Source organism: Candidatus Binatia bacterium (assembly GCA_036493895.1).
Lineage (GTDB): Bacteria > Desulfobacterota > Binatia > UBA1149 > CAITLU01 > DATNBU01.
Window position 1 is genome coordinate 1 of the sequence record DASXOZ010000002.1, and the last position, 20,680, is coordinate 20,680.

General features: G+C 66.1%; 16 protein-coding genes. 3 read left to right on the plus strand and 13 right to left on the minus strand.

What is annotated here, in order from left to right:
• From VGK20_00050 to VGK20_00070, 5 genes are all read right to left on the minus strand, one after another.
• Positions 1-141: GTP-binding protein (locus tag VGK20_00050; GenBank protein ID HEY2772415.1), on the minus strand; the 141-nt coding region annotated here is incomplete at its 3' end.
• A gap of 69 nt (positions 142-210) precedes the next feature.
• Positions 211-2,295 carry an elongation factor G gene (gene fusA, locus VGK20_00055; GenBank protein ID HEY2772416.1) on the minus strand — a complete coding sequence of 695 codons (2,085 nt, stop codon included), beginning with the start codon at positions 2,293-2,295 and terminating at the stop codon, positions 211-213.
• A gap of 39 nt (positions 2,296-2,334) precedes the next feature.
• Positions 2,335-2,805 carry a 30S ribosomal protein S7 gene (gene rpsG, locus VGK20_00060; GenBank protein ID HEY2772417.1) on the minus strand — a complete coding sequence of 157 codons (471 nt, stop codon included), beginning with the start codon at positions 2,803-2,805 and terminating at the stop codon, positions 2,335-2,337.
• Between the two features lie 54 nt (positions 2,806-2,859).
• Positions 2,860-3,231 carry a 30S ribosomal protein S12 gene (gene rpsL, locus VGK20_00065; protein HEY2772418.1) on the minus strand — a complete coding sequence of 124 codons (372 nt, stop codon included), beginning with the start codon at positions 3,229-3,231 and terminating at the stop codon, positions 2,860-2,862.
• 601 nt (positions 3,232-3,832) lie between these two features.
• Entirely contained in the window at positions 3,833-4,267 is a 435-nt protein-coding gene (locus VGK20_00070) for a hypothetical protein (GenBank protein HEY2772419.1), read from the minus strand.
• A gap of 486 nt (positions 4,268-4,753) precedes the next feature.
• Here VGK20_00070 and VGK20_00075 point away from each other — a divergent pair, with 486 nt between their 5' ends.
• From VGK20_00075 to VGK20_00085, 3 genes are all read left to right on the plus strand, one after another.
• Positions 4,754-6,391: a hypothetical protein gene (locus tag VGK20_00075; GenBank protein ID HEY2772420.1), complete on the plus strand. Its 1,638-nt coding sequence runs from the start codon at positions 4,754-4,756 to the stop codon at positions 6,389-6,391.
• Between the two features lie 205 nt (positions 6,392-6,596).
• Positions 6,597-7,874, plus strand: coding sequence for a family 1 glycosylhydrolase (locus VGK20_00080; GenBank protein ID HEY2772421.1), 1,278 nt, complete (start codon positions 6,597-6,599; stop codon positions 7,872-7,874).
• A 4-nt stretch (positions 7,875-7,878) separates the two neighbouring features.
• On the plus strand, positions 7,879-9,054 hold the full coding sequence (locus tag VGK20_00085) for a glycoside hydrolase (GenBank protein HEY2772422.1): 1,176 nt from the start codon (positions 7,879-7,881) through the stop codon (positions 9,052-9,054).
• 123 nt (positions 9,055-9,177) lie between these two features.
• On the opposite strand, the gene rpoC is transcribed toward VGK20_00085, so the two are convergent.
• From rpoC to secE, 8 genes are all read right to left on the minus strand, one after another.
• On the minus strand, positions 9,178-13,326 hold the full coding sequence (rpoC, locus tag VGK20_00090; GenBank protein ID HEY2772423.1) for a DNA-directed RNA polymerase subunit beta': 4,149 nt from the start codon (positions 13,324-13,326) through the stop codon (positions 9,178-9,180).
• A complete protein-coding gene (rpoB, locus tag VGK20_00095) occupies positions 13,326-17,459 on the minus strand; it encodes a DNA-directed RNA polymerase subunit beta (protein HEY2772424.1) in 4,134 nt (1,377 codons plus the stop codon). Before rpoB ends, rpoC begins: the two co-directional genes overlap by 1 nt.
• A 155-nt stretch (positions 17,460-17,614) precedes the next feature.
• Positions 17,615-18,004 carry a 50S ribosomal protein L7/L12 gene (gene rplL, locus VGK20_00100; GenBank protein HEY2772425.1) on the minus strand — a complete coding sequence of 130 codons (390 nt, stop codon included), beginning with the start codon at positions 18,002-18,004 and terminating at the stop codon, positions 17,615-17,617.
• A gap of 175 nt (positions 18,005-18,179) precedes the next feature.
• Positions 18,180-18,710, minus strand: a complete 531-nt coding sequence (rplJ, locus tag VGK20_00105) for a 50S ribosomal protein L10 (protein HEY2772426.1) — start codon at positions 18,708-18,710, stop codon at positions 18,180-18,182.
• A 37-nt stretch (positions 18,711-18,747) separates the two neighbouring features.
• Positions 18,748-19,449, minus strand: a complete 702-nt coding sequence (gene rplA / locus VGK20_00110) for a 50S ribosomal protein L1 (protein ID HEY2772427.1) — start codon at positions 19,447-19,449, stop codon at positions 18,748-18,750.
• A 17-nt stretch (positions 19,450-19,466) separates the two neighbouring features.
• Positions 19,467-19,892: a 50S ribosomal protein L11 gene (rplK, locus tag VGK20_00115; protein ID HEY2772428.1), complete on the minus strand. Its 426-nt coding sequence runs from the start codon at positions 19,890-19,892 to the stop codon at positions 19,467-19,469.
• Positions 19,893-19,901: 9 nt separating this feature from the next.
• Entirely contained in the window at positions 19,902-20,435 is a 534-nt protein-coding gene (nusG, locus tag VGK20_00120) for a transcription termination/antitermination protein NusG (GenBank protein ID HEY2772429.1), read from the minus strand.
• Positions 20,436-20,520: 85 nt separating this feature from the next.
• Positions 20,521-20,680, minus strand: a 160-nt coding sequence (secE, locus tag VGK20_00125) for a preprotein translocase subunit SecE (GenBank protein HEY2772430.1), incomplete at its 5' end; no start/stop codon positions are given.

Sequence of the window (20,680 nt, forward strand, 5' to 3'; positions counted from 1 at the left end):
GAACTTGACGAACGAGCCCAGCCCTTTCTTGCTCTGCACCAGCGTGATCGCCGCCGTCAGCGTCGTCTTGCCGTGATCGACGTGACCGATCGTCCCCACGTTGACGTGCGGCTTGGTGCGTTTGAAGGTTTCCTTGGCCATCCGACTGCTCCTTCTTTCTTCTGCCGCGCCCGCCATGCAGGCGCGCAATCCTGACTGCTGCCTGGCGGCTCAGGCCGCGCCCGCGCGCGCGGTCAATTCTTCGGCGACCGAATTCGGCACCGGGTCGTAGTGGTCGAACTGCATCGTGTAGGTCGCGCGGCCCTGGGTGCGCGAGCGCACTTCGGTCGCGTAGCCGAACATGTTCGCGAGCGGAACGTGCGCGGCGATCACTTGGGCGCCGCCGCGTGCGGTCTGGTTCTGGATGCGGCCGCGGCGGCTGTTGAGGTCGCCGATGACGTCGCCCATGTACTGGTCGGGAACCACGACCTCGACGGCCATGATCGGCTCGAGCAGCACGGGGTTGGCCTTGCGCAGCGCTTCCTTGAACGCCATCGAAGCGCAGATCTTGAACGCCATCTCCGACGAGTCGACTTCGTGGTAGGAGCCGTCGTAGAGGCGAACCTTGCAATCGATGACCGGGTAGCCGGCAAGCGGGCCCGCCGTCAGCGCATCCACGAGCCCCTTCTCGACGGCCGGGATGTACTCGCGCGGAATCGTGCCGCCCTTGATCGCGTCGACGAACTCGAAGCCCTTGCCCGCTTCCAGCGGCGAAAGCTCGATGGCGACTTCGGCGAACTGGCCGCGGCCTCCGGACTGCTTCGCGTAGCGCAGCTTGTGCTCGACGGTCTTGCGCGCGGTCTCGCGGTAGGCGACCTGCGGCTTGCCGACGTTCGCGTCGACCTTGAACTCGCGCAGCATGCGGTCGACGATGATCTCCAGGTGCAGCTCTCCCATGCCGGAGATGATCGTCTGCCCCGTCTCCTCGTCCTGGCGAACCCGGAACGAGGGATCTTCGTGCACGATCTTGCCGAGCGCGACCGAGACCTTTTCCTGGTCGGCCTTGGTCTTGGGCTCGATGGCCACCGAGATCACGGGCTCGGGGAACGTCATGCTCTCGAGCAGCACCGCATCCTTCGGATCGCAGATCGTGTCGCCGGTGATCGCGGTCTTCATGCCGACTGCCGCGACGATGTCGCCCGCGTAGACCTCTTCGACGTCCTCGCGGTTGTTGGCGTGCATCTTGAGCAGGCGGCCGACGCGCTCCTTCTTGCCCTTCGTGACGTTGAGCACCTGGTCGCCGACCTTGGCGTGGCCCGAGTAGACGCGCATGAAGGTCAGCGTGCCGACGAACGGGTCGGTCATGATCTTGAACGCAAGGGCCGCGAACGGCGCGTCGTCGCTGGCGGGACGCACCAGTTCCTTTTCCTTGTGGTCGGGGTCGAGCCCGACGATGGCGGGAACGTCGCTCGGCGACGGCAGGTAGTCGACGACGGCGTCGAGCAGCGACTGCACGCCCTTGTTCTTGAACGCAGTGCCGCACAGCACCGGGACGAGCTTCATCGCGATCGTGCCCTTGCGGATCGCGTCGCGAAGCTCCGTTTCGCTGACCTCTTCGCCGCCGAGGAATTTCTCGAGCACGTGCTCGTCGGCGTCGGCGGCGGCTTCGACGAGAGCTTCGCGCGCCGCCTTGGCGTCGTCGAGCATGCCGGCGGGGATCTCGCCCGTGATCACGGTCCAGCCCATGTCGTTTTCGTCGGCGCTGACGGCCTTCATCGACACGAGGTCGATGACGCCGGTAAAACCTTCTTCCTTGCCGATGGGGATCTGGATGGGAACGGCGGGAGCCTTCAGGCGATCACGGATCTGTTCGACGACGTTGTCGAAGTCGGCGCCGACGCGATCCATCTTGTTGACGAAGGCGACGCGCGGGACGTGGTAGCGGTCGGCCTGGCGCCATACCGTCTCCGACTGGGGCTCGACGCCGCCTACCGCGCAAAATACCGCGCAGGCACCGTCGAGGACGCGAAGCGAGCGCTCGACTTCAATCGTGAAGTCGACGTGGCCGGGCGTGTCGATGATGTTGACGCGGTGGTCGCGCCAGAAGCACGTGGTGGCCGCCGAGGTGATCGTGATGCCGCGCTCCTGCTCCTGGACCATCCAGTCCATCGTCGCGGCACCGTCGTGGACCTCGCCGATCTTGTGGCTGATCCCGGTGTAGAAAAGGATACGCTCGGTCGTCGTCGTCTTGCCCGCATCGATGTGGGCCATGATCCCGATGTTGCGGGTCCTTGCGATTGGTGTCTTGCGCGCCATGATCGTCAGCCGGGCGAAATGCCGTCGTCGCTCCCCCGTCTACCAGCGGTAATGGGCGAAGGCTTTGTTGGCCTCCGCCATGCGATGGGTGTCTTCGCGTTTCTTGACTGCGCCGCCGCGATTGTTCGACGCGTCGATGAGCTCGCCGGCCAGGCGGTCGCGCATCGTGCGCTCGGGCCGCGAGCGCGCGTTGCCGATGAGCCAGCGGATCGCCAGCGCCACCTGCCGCGAGGAGCGCACTTCGATCGGAACCTGGTAGGTGGCGCCGCCGACGCGGCGCGATCGCACCTCGACGGCCGGCTTCACGTTGTCGAGCGCGCGGCGGAACATCTCGAGCCCGCTTTCCTTCAGGCGGCCCTCGACGGTCTCGACGGCGCCGTAAAAGACAGCCTCGGCGATGCTCTTCTTGCCGTGCGTCTGCATGCAGTTGATGAACTGCGTGACGACGCGGTCATGGTAGACCGGGTCGGGCAGCAGCTCGCGCTTTCTTGCAGGTCCTTTTCGAGACATTCCTTACCTGTTCCGGCCGCTGGTGCGGTTTCGTTCCGAGTTGCCTGGCTGCAGTTACTTGGGGCGCTTGGCGCCGTACTTGGAGCGGCCCTGCCGCCGGTCGGTGACGCCGACCGAATCAAGCGTTCCGCGCACAACGTGGTAACGAACGCCCGGCAGGTCCTTGACGCGGCCGCCACGAATCAGCACGACGGAGTGCTCCTGGAGGTTGTGGCCGACGCCCGGGATGTAGGCGGTCACTTCGATCCCGTTGGTCAGGCGCACGCGTGCGACCTTGCGAAGCGCGGAGTTCGGCTTCTTCGGGGTGGATGTGTACACGCGCGTACATACCCCACGCCGCTGGGGGCTCTTGTCGAGAGCCGGCGCCGTCGTTTTGACGGCGAGTTTCTGCCTGCCCTTGCGGACGAGCTGGTTGATCGTCGGCACAATCTCTCCTGTTCGGTGCGTCCGGTCAGTGCGTCCAATCCGTGGCCTTGCGGCCACATCCGGGCACCAAAGAAACGCGAAACCTATTCAACTCACCGCACCGGGTCAAACGCGCTCGACGCACTGCGCTGCCCGCCGTGGCTGGGGTTTTTCACCCGTGCCGCAGCTCATCGCCGCATGCCGGGTTCGGTGGTTCAATCCCGGCACGGGTCTCCGCAATGGAGACTGTGGTTCGGGGTCCTATGTCCTCGGCCAGCCCTCAGAGGCAGGCCGTTTTCTCGGCCGCACGGGAGCGCGGCCATAAAAGGCACCGGTTTCGCTGTGCGCGCCCGATGCCGAATCGCGGATCAATACAACATCGCCGGGGAAATGGTAGCGGTCGGGGAAAAATTTCTTCGCCGCCCCGATTTTTATGCCATTTTCTGCATGGGGTCAGGCACCAGGGGAATAGTGCCTGACCCCAACGTCCCCGAACGGGGGGCCGCCCGGCCCGAAACCGCCTCCTGCCGGCCCTTTCCCGGTGGCGCGGGTGGAAAATGGCCGTCCAGTCGGGCCGCCTCGGCCCTGAAAAAGGTCCGCGCTCAGGTCGGGAAGGCTGCCATCAGGGCCGGACCGGCTGGCAAAGCTCGGTGAACCTCTCGCGGGCGCGCTCCTCGTCGCTGCTTTCGAAGAACTCGAGGCGCAGGATCTGTCCATCCCGGCACTGCATGACGGCAAGGAACGGGTTATCGAACGCGCTGCCGTCCGGGAAATGGCCCACGATCGTCATCATTCGCAGCTGGCCGTGCCCGCTCGATGCCAGCACCCGGACGACGCTCAGTGCCGCGTCGGAAACCAGCTCGGCACGAAACTGAAGCGACTGGATCCAGCGGTCACGGCCGATGGTTCCGAGGCCGAGCACGCGAGAATCCGCAACCACGGCGTCGGCGGCGACGAGCGCCCGCAGCTCGATCCAGTCGCGAAGCGAAGCAGCGCGATCGAAAGAAGCCAGCAGCTCCTTGATGGCACTCGAGTGGTTGCCTGGTTCCCCGGCCACGTGACAGCCTCCTCGCCCGGACAAACCGGACGCCGGCTCCGGCACGAGACTGGTCCAGCGCGAAGAGATCGGCAAGGGGGATTTGCGTGTTGCGGGCGGACGACGCTCCCGGCGTTTCCAGCCATTGCGGCACCTTCCCTTCCATGCGCGAATGCGTGTGGCCGCGTACGTCGATCGCGCCGATGCCGGCTCGCGATCCGATCACGCGATGTGCGCGACATCACGCCGCGGCGCCTCCCTCCCTCCTCGTCACCGCCTTCTGTCGCGTCGCCCAAGCGTCGGCGCAGTTCAGGCACTCGCCGTCGCGGCACGATCGAGTGATACCCCGCCACGCGGGTGCAATGATGCCGCGCATCACGTCGCACGCCGCACGCAACCGGGCGCTTCGCGAAGACCCGAAGGAGAAGTTCGTCCGATAGGCGGTATTTGACTGGGCGGCATCGGAGTAGCGTGGAGGTCGAAGACTTCGAAGGAGGTCACACCACCATGCGCCGATTGCCGCATTTTCTCTTCTACCTGGTTTCGTCGATCGCCGTCAGCGTTTCGTGCGTCCCCGCCTTCGCCGCCAACGGCGATTGCGGACAGCCTCAGACCGTCGGCTCCGCACCGACTGCGGCCGATGCGCTGTTCGTGCTGGAGACATCGGTCGGCACGAAGACCTGCACGCTGTGCGTCTGCGACGTCAACAACTCGGGCACCGTCACGGCAAGCGACGCATTGCTGGTGCTGCAGAGCGCCGTCGACCTGCCCGTCTCGCTCAACTGTCCGACGGGATGCGTGGACGGCGATGCGCAGTGCCCGGGCGTGGCGCAATTTGCCCTGTTCGCGAAAGTACGTCCCGGCCCGTGCACGACGAACGCCGACTGCCAGCCGTTCTCGTCCTGCGACACCTCGCTGCACCGCTGCACGACGGTCACCGATCTCGACACCGGATGGACCGGTCTCGCGCAAAACCAGGACATCGACGATCCGATTCCGGCGCGCCTCTTCGTCGACTGCCACGGCCCTGCGCCGTGCGGGGAATGCACCATCACCGGCCACGATCCTTCGCTCGGCGACTGCCGCTGCGCCGACGACAACCGCAAGATCTGTTTCAAGGTAGCCGAGGTGGACAACGACGTCTGCGGTGGCCAGGAGTGCATCTGTAACTTCGGTCCTCCGTCACCGCAGTCGGCGGGGAACATTCCGGTTTGCGTGCTCAACCAGCTGTCGGCGCAGCCGAGCGGCCACGGCAACGTCGATACCGGCGACGGGCTGATCGAATTGCCGCTCAACGAGAAGGTCTTCCTCGGAAGCTCGCTGTTCGCCCCGTGCCCGGTCTGCATCAACGATCCGACTCCGGCCGACGGAGTGCGAGGCGGCGTCTGCGTCGGCGGCCACAACGACGGCCAGAGCTGCGATGCCCAAGCCTTCAATTCGAGCTTCCCCCCGCCAACTGGCGCGCTGTACAGCCTCGACTGCTTCCCCGATTCGAACGCGGACATCAGCAACGGCGGGCTGAACATCAAGATCCCGCTCGACACCGGAAACCAGCAGATGGCTTTCGATCTTCCGTGCGGCGTCGACTCGAGCCAGAACTGTCCGTGCCGCGTCTGCAGCGCGAACTCGACGATTCCCTGCCACAGCGATTCCGATTGCACCGCAGCCAGTGCAGGAACCTGTTCGAGCGACGGTGCCGGCGAAGCAACGGCACCGAACGCCTGCAGCGACGGCGTCTGCCAGGCGATCGCGAGCGATGCCGGCAACAACGAAGGCCAGTGTGCTACCGGGCCCAACGACAGCTACTGCGATGCAGTCGTGCGCGCCGACGGCGGAGGCCTCATCGGCTGCAACGCCAATATCGATTGCGCAGCTTCCTCGATCGGCATCGACGCCGGAGCCTGTTCGCTGTCGCAGCGCCGGCCCTGTTTCCTCGACCCGATCGTCGCGCAGGGCGCTGCGAACCCGGTCGTGCCGATCGCGTCCGGCCCGTTCTGCATCCCGCCGTCGACGTCGGCTTCGGTCAACGCGTCCGCCGGACTTCCGGGACCCGGCCGCCTCGTCGTGCAGACCGTGCTGACGCTGTTCTGCAAGAGCGACCCGCAGGCTGCCTACACGCCCGGAACAGGAGGTTGTCCTCCATAAAGGACGCCCGGATGCGCGCGCGTAACCCTGCCGGGGACGAAACGATCCCCGGCCGGTGGGCGAATTACGCGCGAATTGCCTGATGGAGACGCTGATCCCTGTTTGAACGCGGCGCTGCGTTCTATCGTGACGCTGCGCACGCCCCGGCGCTCGCCTGCAGCGACGCCGGCGCAAACGGGCGACACCCGCACTTGCGGAACCGATCGTGCACATCACGCGAAGCCAGATTCACGAACTCGTACGACCGGATGCCTTCCAGTGGCTCGCCGCGATCGAAGACACGTTCATCACGACGCCGTCGCCGAAAACGGGACGGACCCTGGATGAGTACGAGCTCACCGGGCACTACGGCCGGTGGAAGCTGGACCTCGACCTGTTCGCCGAGCTCGGCCTGCGCTCGGTGCGCTACGGAATCCCGTGGCATCGCATCAGCCCCGCGCGCGGCACGTGGAACTTCTCGTGGACCGACCAGGTGCTCGGCCGCCTGCTCGAGCTCGGGATCCAGCCCGTCGTGGACCTGGTGCACTACGGGCTTCCGCCGTGGATCGAAGGTGCCTGGCTTCATCCCGACTTTCCCGAGCTGATGGCCGAATACGCGGCCCGCGTCGCGGAGCGATACAAGGGCCGCATCTTCACGTACACGCCTCTCAACGAGCCGCGCATCACGGCGTGGTACTGCGGCAAGCTCGGCTGGTGGCCACCTGCACGCCGCGGCTGGCGCGGATTTCTCTCGGTGATGATCGCCGCCTGCCGCGGCATCGTGCGCACCGTCGAAGAGATGACGGCGGTCGATCCCGACATCGTCGCGATCCACGTCGATGCGACCGATCTGTACGAAGCGGCCACGCCCGACCTCGAGCGCGAGGCCGGGCGGCGTCAGGACATCGTATTCCTCGCGCTCGACCTGGTGACCGGCAGGATTGACGACCGTCATTCGCTGCACTCCTGGCTGCTCACCAACGGCGTGAGCGAGGCCGAGCTGGGATGGTTCCGCGATCGTGCGCTGACCATCGACCTGCTCGGTCTCAACCTGTACCCGCTCTTCACTCGCAAGCGCCTGCTGCGCACGCCGCGAGGACTGCGAACGCGCATGCCGTACGGCAGCGCGAGCATTCTCGAGCGCCTCGCCGAAATGTACTGGAGCCGCTACCGATGTCCGCTGTTCGTCAGCGAAACGGCGTCGGCGGGGCGGCGGCGCCTTGCGTGGCTCGAGGATTCGGTCGAAGCCGTCGCTCGCGTGCGGGCCCGCGGCATTCCGCTGGTCGGATACACGTGGTGGCCGCTCTTCGCGCTCGTGACGTGGGGATACCGCGAAGGTCGCAAGTCGCCGGCCGAGTACCTCCTGCAGATGGGCCTTTGGAACCTCGAGCCGACGCAGAACGGTCTCGAGCGAGTGCCGACTGCGCTCGTCGAGCGCTACCGCGAGATCGTCGCCGGCGGCGCCGATCTCGTGGGCCGGCTGGCTGCCGCCGGGTCGACGTGACGCGATGAGCACGTTCCGTTCTTTCTACCTGGCCGGCTTCGAGTGCGCGACGGGCTACAACATGCACGGCCAGTGGATCGACCAGATCGCCGCAACCGAACACGACGTGCACTGCGCCGGCGACTACCGGCGTCTCGAGCAGGTCGGCATCCACGCCGTGCGCGAGGCGATCCGCTGGCCCCTGGTCGACCGCTGCGGCCGCTACGATTTCTCGAGCATCGAGCCGTTCGTGCGCGCGGCGCTGCGCCACGACTTCGACGTCATCTGGGATCTCTTCCACTACGGCTATCCGCAGGACGTCGATCTCTTCTCGCCGTCGTTTCCCGGCCGCTTCGCACGGTACTGCCACGCGGCGGCTTCATTCATCCGCCGGCGCATGCACCGCTCTTGCTTCTTCACTCCGATCAACGAGCCGTCGTTCCTGGCATGGGCCGCCGGCGAAGTCGGCCGTTTCGCGCCGCACGCCCGCGGACGCGGCCCCGAGCTCAAGCTCGCGCTGGCGCGCGCGGCCATCGCCGGCATCGAAGCCATTCGCGATGCCTGCCCGCAGGCGCGCATCGTCAACGTCGATCCCATCTGCCGCGTCGTGCCGGCCCCGCAGGACGAGGCCTCGATCGAATACGCCCAATGCTTCAACACCCGTTGGGTGTTCGAGTTCTGGGACATGGTCAGCGGACGGCTGCATCCGGAGCTCGGTGGAAGTCCCGCCCATCTCGACGTCGTCGGCCTGAACTATTACTGGACGAACCAGTGGCAGGTCGGCAGCGAAGGCGTCCCGCTCGCCGACGACGATCCAAGGCGGGTGCCGCTTTCCGACCTCGTGCGCACCGCGTGGCGCCGCTACGGCACCGAGATCGTGATCACCGAGACCAGCGCGCTCGGCGAGGCGCGCGCGCCGTGGATCCACGAGCTTTCGCTCATGGCCGAAGACCTGCTCGACAAGGGCATCGAGCTCTCCGGCATCTGCCTGTATCCAATCCTGAGCATGCCCGAATGGCACGCGCGCCACCGCTGGGCCCGGCTCGGCCTCTGGGATCTCGAACGCGAGCAGGACGTGCTGGCGCGCAGGGCCTGTGCACCGATGATGGCTGCGCTGCGGATCGCTCAGCAGCGCCAAGCGCTGCTGAGCACGCGCAGCGCGGGCGACGAATTCGTGGAGGCCACTGGCCGCGAGGAATAACCGCTCGCCATCGGGTCGACTGGATTCGCGCCGCCACTGGACGGCAAGCGCCGGTGACAGAACGGCCCGCCTCCTTGCGGAGAGCGGGCCGTTCTTCGAACATCGCTTCGCGAAGCGGGCCTGTTACAGCCGCAGCGCCTGCGTGAGATCGTCCTCGGCCTGCTCGCCGACTCCCGGAACGTCGATCTCGACGCCGAGGTAACCGACGAGGCCGGTTCCGGCCGGGATGAGCCGGCCCATGATGACGTTCTCCTTGAGGCCCCGCAGGTGGTCGGTCCACCCGTAGACGGCGGCTTCGGTCAGCACCTTGGTGGTCTCCTGGAAGGAGGCCGCCGAGATGAAGCTTTCCGTCGCCAGGCTGGCCTTCGTGATTCCGAGCAGCATCGGCTCGGCGATCACCGGCTTCTTGCCGCCCTCGAGCAGCTCGTTGTTGAGATCCTCGAAGCGGCCCTTCTCGATCTGGTCGCCGACCAGCATCGTCGAGTCGCCCGGATCCTTGACGCGCACGCGACGCAGCATCTGGCGCACGATCACCTCGATGTGCTTGTCGTTGATGCGCACGCCCTGGAGACGGTAGATCTCCTGGACCTCGTCCACCATGTAGGCGGCAAGCTCCTTCTCACCCTTGACGGTGAGGATGTCGTGGGGGTTGGACGATCCGGCGTGCAGCTGCTGCCCCGCTCGGATGTAGTCGCCCTCCTGGACGAGGATGTGCTTGCCCTTGCCGATGAGGAACTCGCGCGGATCGCCGACGTCGGGTGCGACGACGATCTTGCGCTTGCCCTTGGTGTCCTTGCCGAACGACACGACGCCGTCGATGTCGCTGATCGCCGCGATCTCCTTCGGGCGCCGTGCCTCGAACAGCTCGGCCACGCGCGGCAAGCCTCCGGTGATGTCCTTGGTCTTGGTCGTCTCTCGCGGGATCTTCGCGATGACGTCGCCGGGCATCACCTGGGCTCCTTCCTCGACGTTGAGGTAGGCGCCTTCGGGCAGCGAGTAACGGGCCTCGTTGCCGCGGGGACGCAGCATCGGGCGGCCGTCGGCGTCGCGGATCATGATCGTCGGGCGGCGGTCCTTGGCCTGCTTGGACGCCGTGATGACCTTGGTCGCGAGGCCCGTGTTCGGGTCGACGCGTTCTTCCATCGTCTCGCTGTCGACGATGTCCTCGAAGTGCGCCGTTCCGCCGACGTCGGTGATGATCGGCGTCATGAACGGATCCCACTCGGCAATGAGCTCGCCGGCCTTGACCCGCTCGCCGTCGCGCTTGCGAAGGCGGGCGCCGTGCACGAGCGGATAGCGCTCGCGCTCGCGCTGCTGGCCTTCCTCGAGCACCTCGACGATCGAGATCTCGGCGTTGCGGTTCATCACGACGAGGTGGCCTTCGCGGTCCTCGACGCTTTCCACCTGGACGAAGCGCACGACGCCGTCGTTGCGCGGCTCGAGCGTGGTACGCTCGGCGCGCCGGCTGGCCGTACCACCGATGTGGAACGTACGCATCGTCAACTGGGTTCCCGGCTCGCCGATCGACTGGGCCGCGATCACGCCGATCGATTCGCCCATGCCGACGAGCTTTCCGCGGGCGAGGTCACGGCCGTAGCACAGCGCGCAGACGCCACGGCGCTGCTGGCACGTGAGCACCGAGCGGATGGTCACGCGCTCCACGCCGGAGTTCTCGATGACCTCGACGAGGTTCTCGTCGATCTCCTTGCCGGCTCCGACCAGCACTTCGTTGCTGAACGGATCGAGGATGTCTTCGAGCGCGACGCGGCCGAGGATGCGGTCGCCGAGGCGCTCGATGATCTCGCCGCCTTCGATCAGCGGCGTGATCTCGATGCCGTCCAGCGCTCCGCAGTCCTCTGCCGTGATCACGCAGTCCTGGGCGACGTCGACCAGGCGGCGCGTCAGGTAGCCGGAGTTGGCGGTCTTCAGCGCCGTGTCGGCAAGACCCTTGCGGGCGCCGTGCGTGGAGATGAAGTACTGCAGCACCGTCAGTCCTTCGCGGAAGTTGGCGGTGATCGGCGTCTCGATGATCTCGCCCGACGGCTTGGCCATCAGGCCACGCATGCCGGCGAGCTGGCGGATCTGCTGGGCCGAGCCGCGCGCTCCGGAATCCGCCATCATGTAGACGGGGTTGAAGCTGACGACCTCGTGGCGCGACTCGCGCCCGCCGTTGTCGCCCGGCACCGTGATGGTTTCCTTTGCGATGCCGCGCATCATCTCGTCGGCGATGCGGTCGGTGACGTTGGCCCAGATGTCGACGACCTTGTTGTAGCGCTCGCCGTTGGTGATGAAGCCGGCCTCGTACTGCTTCTGGATCTCCCGCACCGAGTCGCCGGCCTCTCCGAGCAGGCGCGTCTTCTCGGTCGGGATCTTCATGTCCTTGATGCAGATCGAAGCACCCGACCGCGTCGCCATGGCGTAGCCGAGATCCTTCAACCGGTCGGCCAGGATCACGCAGGCCTTGTTGCCGCACTGGCGGTAGGTGCTGTCGACGAGCTCGCCGAGCGTGCGCTTGGTCAGCACGCAGTTGACGTACTTGAAGTCGACCTCGGGCGGCACGACCTCGTAAACGAGCACGCGTCCGGCCGTCGTGTCGGTGAGCTTGCCGAGGTGTCGGACCTTGATCGCGGCGTGCAGCGCGACGGCGCCCTGGTCGTAGGCGACGCGGACCTCCTCGAAATTGGAGAAGTTCCGCCCCTCGCCGGGCGCTCCCGGACGATGGCGCGTGGCGTAGTACAGCCCGAGCACGATGTCCTGGGTCGGCACGATGATCGGCTTTCCGTGCGCCGGCGACAGGATGTTGTTCGTCGACATCATCAGGACGCGCGCTTCGACCTGGGCCTCGATCGACAGCGGTACGTGCACGGCCATCTGGTCACCGTCGAAGTCGGCGTTGAAGGCCGCGCACACCAGCGGGTGAAGCTGGATCGCCTTGCCTTCGATCAGCACCGGCTCGAAGGCCTGGATGCCGAGACGGTGCAGCGTCGGTGCGCGGTTGAGCATCACCGGGTGCTCGCGGATCACCTCGTCGAGGATGTCCCACACTTCGGGACGCTCGGTCTCGACCATCTTCTTCGCGCTCTTGATGGTCGTGACGAGGCCGCGCTCCTCGAGCTTGCCGTAGATGAACGGCTTGAACAGCTCGAGAGCCATCTTCTTGGGCAGCCCGCACTGGTGCAGGCGCAGCTCGGGACCGACGACGATCACCGAGCGGCCGGAGTAGTCGACGCGCTTGCCGAGCAGGTTCTGGCGGAAGCGGCCGGTCTTGCCCTTGAGCATGTCCGACAGCGACTTGAGGGGCCGCTTGTTGGCGCCCGTGATCGGGCGGCCGCGCCGGCCGTTGTCGAACAGCGCATCGACTGCTTCCTGCAGCATGCGCTTCTCGTTGCGCACGATGATGTCGGGCGCATTGAGCTCGATCAGCCGCTTGAGGCGGTTGTTGCGGTTGATCACGCGGCGGTACAGGTCGTTCAGGTCGGAGGTCGCGAAGCGGCCGCCGTCCAGGGGCACCAGCGGGCGAAGGTCCGGCGGGATCACCGGGATCACCTGCAGCACCATCCATTCGGCGTGGGAGCCGGACGCACGGAAGGCTTCGGCGACTTTCAGGCGCTTGATGATCTTCTTGCGCTTGGCCTCGCTCGAGGTCTCCGACAGCGCGACGCGCAGCTCGTCGGCCAGGTCGTCGATGTCGATGTTGGCAAGGACCTTGCGGATCGCCTCGGCGCCCATGCCGGCTTCGAAGCTGCCCGGGCCGAACTCGGCGTTCTTGGCGCGGTACTCCATCTCGGTCAGCAGCGTGTTCGGCTCCAGCGTGGAGTCGCCGCCGTCGACGACGATGTAGCTCTCGTAGTACAGCACCTTCTCGAGCTGCTTCAGCGTCAGGTCGATCAGCGTGCCGACGCGGCTCGGAAGGCTCTTGACGAACCAGATGTGCGCGATCGGCGTAGCCAGCTCGATGTGGCCCATGCGCTCGCGGCGCACCTTGCTCTGGATGACTTCGACGCCGCACTTCTCGCAGACGACGCCACGGTGCCGCATGCGCTTGTACTTGCCGCAGTTGCACTCGTAGTCCTTGGTGGGACCGAAGATCTTCGCGCAGAACAGGCCGTCGCGCTCGGGCTTGAACGTCCGGTAGTTGATCGTTTCCGGCTTCTTGACCTCCCCGTGGGACCACGAGCGGATCGTGTCGGGCGAGGCGATTCCGATGCGGATCGCGGTGTAGCAGCGCGGATCCTTCGGCTTGTCGAAGAGCTGCGTAAGCAGGTTCTCCATCAGGCGGCCTCCTCCTCTTTCTCGACGAGCGTGACGTCGAGACAGAGTGATTGCAGTTCCTTGACCATGACGTTGAACGATTCGGGGAGTCCGGGTTCGAGCGTGTTCTCGCTCTTGACGATCGACTCGTACATGCGCGTGCGCCCGGCCACGTCGTCCGACTTGACCGTGAGCATTTCCTGCAGCGTGTAGGCGGCGCCGTAGGCTTCCAGGGCCCACACCTCCATCTCGCCGAGGCGCTGGCCGCCGAACTGCGCCTTGCCGCCGAGCGGCTGCTGCGTGACCAGCGAGTACGGGCCGGTCGAGCGCGCGTGGATCTTGTCGTCCACGAGGTGGTGCAGCTTGAGCATGTACATGACGCCGACGGTGACCGGCATGTCGAAGCGGTCGCCGCTCTTGCCGTCGCGCAGGATCTCCTGGCCGCTGATCGACAGGCCCGACAGAGAAACGAGGTCGAAGATCTCGTCCTCGCTGGCGCCGTCGAACACCGGCGTGGCGACGTGGATGCCGCGCGCCGCCTTGTCGGCCAGCACGCGCAGGTCGCGGTCGGACAGGCCGTCGGCGAAGGAGTCGATGCCGTCGCCCTTGTACGAGCGCCGCACGAGAGCGCGCACGCCCTCGAGGTCACCCTTCTCGGCCAGCTCCTGCATCGTGCGGCCCAGGCACTTGGCGGCCCACCCGAGGTGGGTCTCCAGGATCTGGCCGACGTTCATGCGGCTCGGCACGCCGAGCGGGTTCAGGCAGATCTCGACAGGGGTGCCGTCCTCGAGGAACGGCATGTCCTCGACGGGGACGATCTTGGAGACGACGCCCTTGTTGCCGTGGCGGCCGGCCATCTTGTCGCCGACCTGGAGCCGGCGCTTGATGGCCACGAACACCTTGACCATCTTGATGACGCCCGGCGCGAGCTCGTCGCCGGCAGAAAGCCTCTCGATCTTCGCATCGAACTGCGAGTTGATCGCGTGGCTCTTCGACTTCATCGCGTCGACGATGCGCGCGAGCTCTTCCTCGATCGTCTGGTCGCCGACGTTGATCTCGCCCCAGTACTGGGTGGGCAGCTCGTCGAGCACCTCGCGGGTGACCACCGAGTCCTTGGCCAGCAGCACGTGGCGGTTGTCGTCGGTGATGCGCGTCTGCGTCATCCGCTCGCCGAGAATGCCGAGGATCTGGCCCTCGGCGCTCGTGCGGATGATGCGCAGCTCGTCGCTGCGGTCCTTGTCGAGCTTGCGGCGCTGCTCTTCCTCGATGCGCGTGGCGCGCTCGTCCTTGCTGACGCCCTTGCGCGAGAACACGCGTGCATCGATCACCGTGCCTTCGGTGCCCGGCGGCATGCGCAGCGAGGTGTCGCGCACCTCGCCGGCCTTCTCGCCGAAGATCGCGCGCAGCAGCTTTTCCTCGGGCGAAAGCTGGGTTTCGCCTTTCGGCGTGATCTTGCCGACCAGGATGTCGCCGGGGCCGACTTCGGCGCCGATGCGGATGATGCCCGCCTCGTCGAGGTCGCGCAGCGCTTCCTCGCCGACGTTCGGGATGTCGCGCGTGATCTCTTCGGGCCCGAGCTTGGTGTCGCGCGCGACGCACTCGAACTCCTCGATGTGCACCGAGGTGAAGTAGTCTTCCTTCGCGAGCTTCTCGGAGACGAGGATCGAGTCCTCGAAGTTGTAACCGTTCCACGGCATGAACGCGACGACGACGTTGCGGCCGAGCGCGAGCTCTCCGCACTCGGTGGACGGACCGTCGGCGATCACGTCACCGAACGCGACGCGGTCGCCCTCGAGCACGATCGGTTTCTGGTTGATGCACGTGTTCTGGTTCGAGCGCTGGTACTTGGTCAGGTTGTAGATGTCGACGCCCGGGTCCTGCGCGCCCTCGGCGCGGTCGGCCTTGACGACGATGCGCTCGGAGTCGACGCTCTCGACGAATCCGGGGCGGCGTGCGACGCAGGTGACGCCCGAGTCGCGCGCGACGATCGCCTCCATGCCGGTGCCGACCAGCGGCGCGTCGGTGCGCAGCAGCGGAACGGCCTGGCGCTGCATGTTCGATCCCATCAGCGCCCGGTTGGCGTCGTCGTGCTCGAGGAACGGGATCAGCGCCGCGGCCACCGACACGAGCTGCGTCGGCGACACGTCCATCATCGTGACCTGGTCGGGACTGACCATCGTCGAGTCCATCGTCTGCTCGCCCTGGGGCGAGATGCCCTTGCGGCGTGCGGCGACGAGATCGCTGGTGAACCGCGCCTGCGCGCTGATCGGCGCGTTGGCCTGCGCGATGACCTGCTCTTCCTCGGCCAGCGCCGTCAGGTAGTCGACGTTGTCGCTCACCTGGCCACCGCTGACGCGGCGGTACGGCGTCTCGACGAAGCCGTAGTCGTTGATGCGCGCAAACGTCGACAGCGAGCTGATCAGGCCGATGTTCGGTCCTTCCGGCGTCTCGATCGGGCAGACGCGGCCGTAGTGCGTCGGGTGCACGTCGCGCACGTCGAAGCCGGCGCGCTCGCGCGTCAGGCCGCCTGGTCCGAGGGCGGAGAGACGACGCTTGTGCGTGACCTCCGAGAGCGGATTGGTCTGGTCCATGAACTGGCTGAGCTGGCTGCTGCCGAAGAACTCCTTGATGACCGCGCTGACCGGCTTGTAGTTGATCAGCTCCTGCGGCATCAGCGTCTCGAGATCCTGCAGGCTCATGCGCTCGCGGATCGCGCGCTCCATGCGCAGCAGGCCGATGCGGTACTGGTTCTCGACGAGCTCGCCGACGGTTCGCACGCGGCGGTTGCCGAGATGGTCGATGTCGTCGATCGAGCCGTTGCCGTTCTTCAGTAGGATCAAGTAGTTCACGACGAGGAGGATGTCCTCGCGGCGCAGCGTTCCCTGCTCGAGCGGAACGTCGATCGCCAGCTTGTGGTTGAGCTTGAGGCGCCCCACTGCCGACAGGTCGTACTTGTCGCCGTTGAAGAACAGGTCGTTGAAGAACGCTGTGGCCGTGTCCAGCGTCGGCGGATCGCCCGGGCGAAGCCTGCGGTAGATGTCGATGATCGCGTCTTCGGTGCGGTCGATCTTGTCGAGCAGCAGCGTGTTGCGCAGCGACGGCCCGCGGTTGAGCTCGTCGATGTAGACCAGGCGGAACTCGTCGATGCCGCGCTCGCGCATGATATCGAAGGTCTCGGCCTTGATCGTGCCGTTGCACTCGACCAGCACCTCGCCGGTGTTGGGGTCGACGATGTCGTGGGCGGGAATGCCGCCGATGATGTCCTCGAAGGCGATCGGGATCTCCTCGAGACCCGCCTCCTCCATGTCGCGAAGCGCCTTGCGCGTGAACTTGCGTCCCTCGCGCACCAGCACTTCGTCGGACTGGGGATGACGGATGTCGCGCGCCGCCTTCTGGCCGTCAAGCGTCTCGCGCTGGAACTTCTTGAACGCCTTGCGGCCCTCGATCCGGATGTGGTCGACCGGGTAGAAGTAGTTCAGCAACTCTTCGGTGTTCATCCCGAGCGCACGCAGGAGCACCGTTGCCGGGAACTTGCGGCGGCGGTCGATGCGCACGTACAGGATGTCCTTGGCGTCGAACTCGAAATCGAGCCACGAGCCGCGGTACGGAATCACGCGCGCGTTGAACAGCAGGCGTCCGCCGGCGCTGGTGCGTCCCTTGTCGTGATCGAAGAACACGCCCGGTGAGCGGTGGAGCTGGGACACGATCACCCTTTCGGTGCCGTTGACCATGAACGTGCCGTTCTCGGTCATCAGCGGGATCTCGCCGAAGTAGACCTCCTGCTCCTTGATGTCCTTGAGCGTCTTCGCGCCGGTCTCCGGATCGACGTCCCAGGTGACCAGCTGCACCGTCACCTTGAGCGGAGCCGAGTACGTCATGCCGCGCTGGTGGCATTCGGCCACGTCGTACTTCGGCGCGCCGATGATGTAGCTGACGAAATCGAGCTGGGCCGTGCCGGTGAAGTCCTTGATCGGGAACACCGACTTGAAGACGCCCTGGAGCCCGATGCTGGTCCGCCCGTCGGGGGCGGCATCGGCCTGCAGGAACGCCAGGTAGGATCGCCGCTGGATGTCGATCAGGTTGGGGACATCCAGCACCTTGCGAAGCTTCCCGAAATTCCGCCGAAGCCTGAAGTTTTGCGTCACTCGCGCCATTGCGACCTCTCCGGACCCTGCTTACGAACCACTACCGAATACGCGCGCGCCGCCGATTGGCGACACGCGTCCCTTCGACGCTGCGTGCCCCGCAAGGGGGCAACACTTCGTCGCGGGAATGACGATGCTGCGGCCGCCTTGCGGCCTCGGCACCGTTACTTGACCTCGACAGTAGCGCCTTCGGCCTCGAGCTTGGCCTTCATCGCGTCGGCGTCGGCCTTGTTCACGGCTTCCTTGACAGCCTTGGGTGCCCCTTCGACGAGGTCCTTCGCTTCCTTGAGGCCGAGGCCGGTCAGCTCACGGACGACCTTGATGACCTGGATCTTCTTCTCACCAGCCGCAACCAGAATGACGTCGAACTCGTCCTTGGCTTCAGCCGCTGCCGGCGCAGCCGCGCCTCCGGCCGCTGCGGCCACCGCAACGGGGGCTGCCGCGCTGACGCCCCACTTCTCTTCGAGGTCCTTCACCAGCTCGGCGATCTCCAGGACCGTCGCGGCCGACAGTTTCTCGATGATGGTGCTTCTCTCTTCCACGCTGAGACTCATTGTTTTCTCCTGGCTGCGCTGCGGCGTTGGGCCGACCTGCGCGTGTTGTTCCCGTTCGTTCCCCGGTTTTCCCGTCCCCCTTTCGGGGAACCAATGAGCGGCCCCGACTCCGGGGCGTGGGCCGCTTCGGCCGTCCGCCTGCCCGACGAGGGCGGCAGAAGGCCGTCCGCTTCGATCAACCCTCGGATCCTTCTTCCATCTGGCGCTGCCTTGCGCCGAGCACCTGCGCGAACTGCTGGGCCGGAGCCGACAGCACGCGAACGAGCATGGTGGCCGGCGTCATCATGAGCGCGAGCAGCTGGGCGCGAAGCTGGTCGCGGCCCGGCATCGTCGCGAGCTTGGCGAGCTGCTTCCTGTCGAGCAGCACCCCGTCCATGACGGCGCCCTTTACTTCGAACGCATCGTTCTTCTCCGCGTAGGTGTCGATCACCTTCGCGAACGCCACGGGGTCGCCGTAGCCGAACGCGAAGACGTTCGGTCCCGACAGCAGCGGCTCGACGACCTTGTTCGGCGTGTCCATGACGGCGCGCCAGGTGAGCGTGTTCTTGGCGACCAGCAGCTCGCCCTCGACCTTGCGCAGCTGGCCGCGCAGATCGGTCATCTGCGCGACGGTGAGCCCGCGGAACTGCGAGACGGCGACGAGCGGCGCCTGGCCGAACTTCTGGCTCAGCTCGCCGATGACGACTTCTTTTTCTGTCTGATTCATCGAATCCGTCCTCTGCTTCCTGCGTGTCCCGTCGCCGTCAGCTCGCGATCTTGAGGTCGCCGGTGTCGATCGGGACGCCGGGACCCATCGTCGAGGAAACGTACGCGGTGCGGATGTACTGGCCCTTGGCCGTCGAAGGCTTGGCGCGCACGACGCTGGCGATCACGGTGCGAACGTTGTCGAGCAGCTTCTCGACGCCGAAGGAGACCTTGCCGATGCCGACCTGGAGGACGCCGGCCTTTTCGACGCGGAACTCGACCTGGCCGGCCTTCAGCTCGCGCACCACGCGGGCGACGTCCATCGTCACGGTGCCGATCTTCGGGTTGGGCATCAGGCCGCGGGGTCCGAGGATCTTTCCGATGCGGCCTACGAGGCCCATCATGTCAGGCGTCGCGACCGCGCGGTCGAAGTCGGTCCAGTTCTCGTCGCGGACCTTGTTCACGAGATCGTCGGCGCCGACGAAATCGGCACCGGCCTCCTCGGCTTCCCTGGCCTTCTCGCCCTTGGCGAACACCGCGACGCGCACCGTCTTGCCGGTGCCGTGCGGCAGCGAGACCGTGCCGCGCACGTTCTGGTCGGCATGGCGGGGGTCGACGCCGAGACGCAGGGCCAGCTCGACGGTCTCGTCGAACTTGGCGCCCGATCCCCTGGCGACGATCGCCATGGCCTCGTCGAGCGTGTGGAACTTCTCGCGGTCCACCGATGCGGCGGCTTTCGTGTAACGCTTGCCTCTGCCCATGTTCCTGTCGCTCCGCTCTATCCTTCGACCGTGATGCCCATGCTGCGCGCCGTCCCTTCGATGATGCGGATGGCAGCCTGGACGTCGTTCGCATTGAGGTCGGGGAGCTTCTGCTCCGCGATCTGCCGCACCTGCGCGGCCGAGACCTTGCCGACCTTGTTCTTGTTCGGCACCGCCGATCCCTTCTCGACTCCCGCTGCCTTGAGCAGCAGCACCGAGGCCGGCGGCGTCTTCGTGACGAAGGTGAACGAGCGGTCCGAATACACCGTGATGACCACGGGAATCAGCACGTCGCCCATGCTCTGCGTCGCGGCGTTGAATGCCTTGCAGAACTCCATGATGTTGACTCCGCGCTGGCCGAGCGCGGGGCCTACCGGTGGGCTCGGGTTCGCCTTGCCGGAGGGGATCTGAAGCTTGACCTGATCGACGACTTTCTTCGCCATTGCCTTCGCCTACATCTTTTCGACTTGCACGAGTTCCATCTCGACGGACGTCGAGCGTCCGAAGATGGTGATCGCAACCTTGAGGGTGCCCTTGTCCGCGCGCACTTCCTCGACCACACCGCTGAAGTCCGCGAACGGACCGTCAATGACCTTGACCGCCTCGCCGATCTCGAAGGCGACCTTCGCCTTGGGGCGCGACGAGCCTTCCTGGAGCTGAACCGCGATGCGCTTGACCTCTTCCTCCGGAACCGGAGGAGGATTGGTCGAGCCGCCGACGAAGCCGGTGACCTTCGGAGTGCTCGTCACCGTGTGCCAGGTCTCGTCGGTCAGCTCCATCTGCACCAGCACGTAACCGGGATAGAGGTTCCGCGTCGCGGTGCGCTTCTTGCCCTTCACGAGCTCGACGACCTGCTCGGACGGGACCAGCGTCTCGCCGAACTGGGCTTCCTGCCCGAACGCACGGATGCGCTCCTCGAGCTGCCGGCGCACGCTCTGCTCGTAGCCGGAGTACGTGTGCACGACGTACCAGTGCTTGTCGCCCATGTTCGGGGTGCCTGCCTTTGCTTGCTCGACCTGCTCGCTCTGACCCAACTTTTCGATTGTGCCGCTCACTGCGCCTGCCGAACTCTCAGAACACCAGTCGCATGATCATCGAGATCAAGTAGTCGACGGTCCCCAGGTAGATCGCGACGAATGCGACGACGACCAGCACGACCCACGTGAACGCGGTCGTCTCCTTGCGCGAAGGCCAGTAGACGCGCTTCAGCTCGGCGACCGCCTCGTCCGAG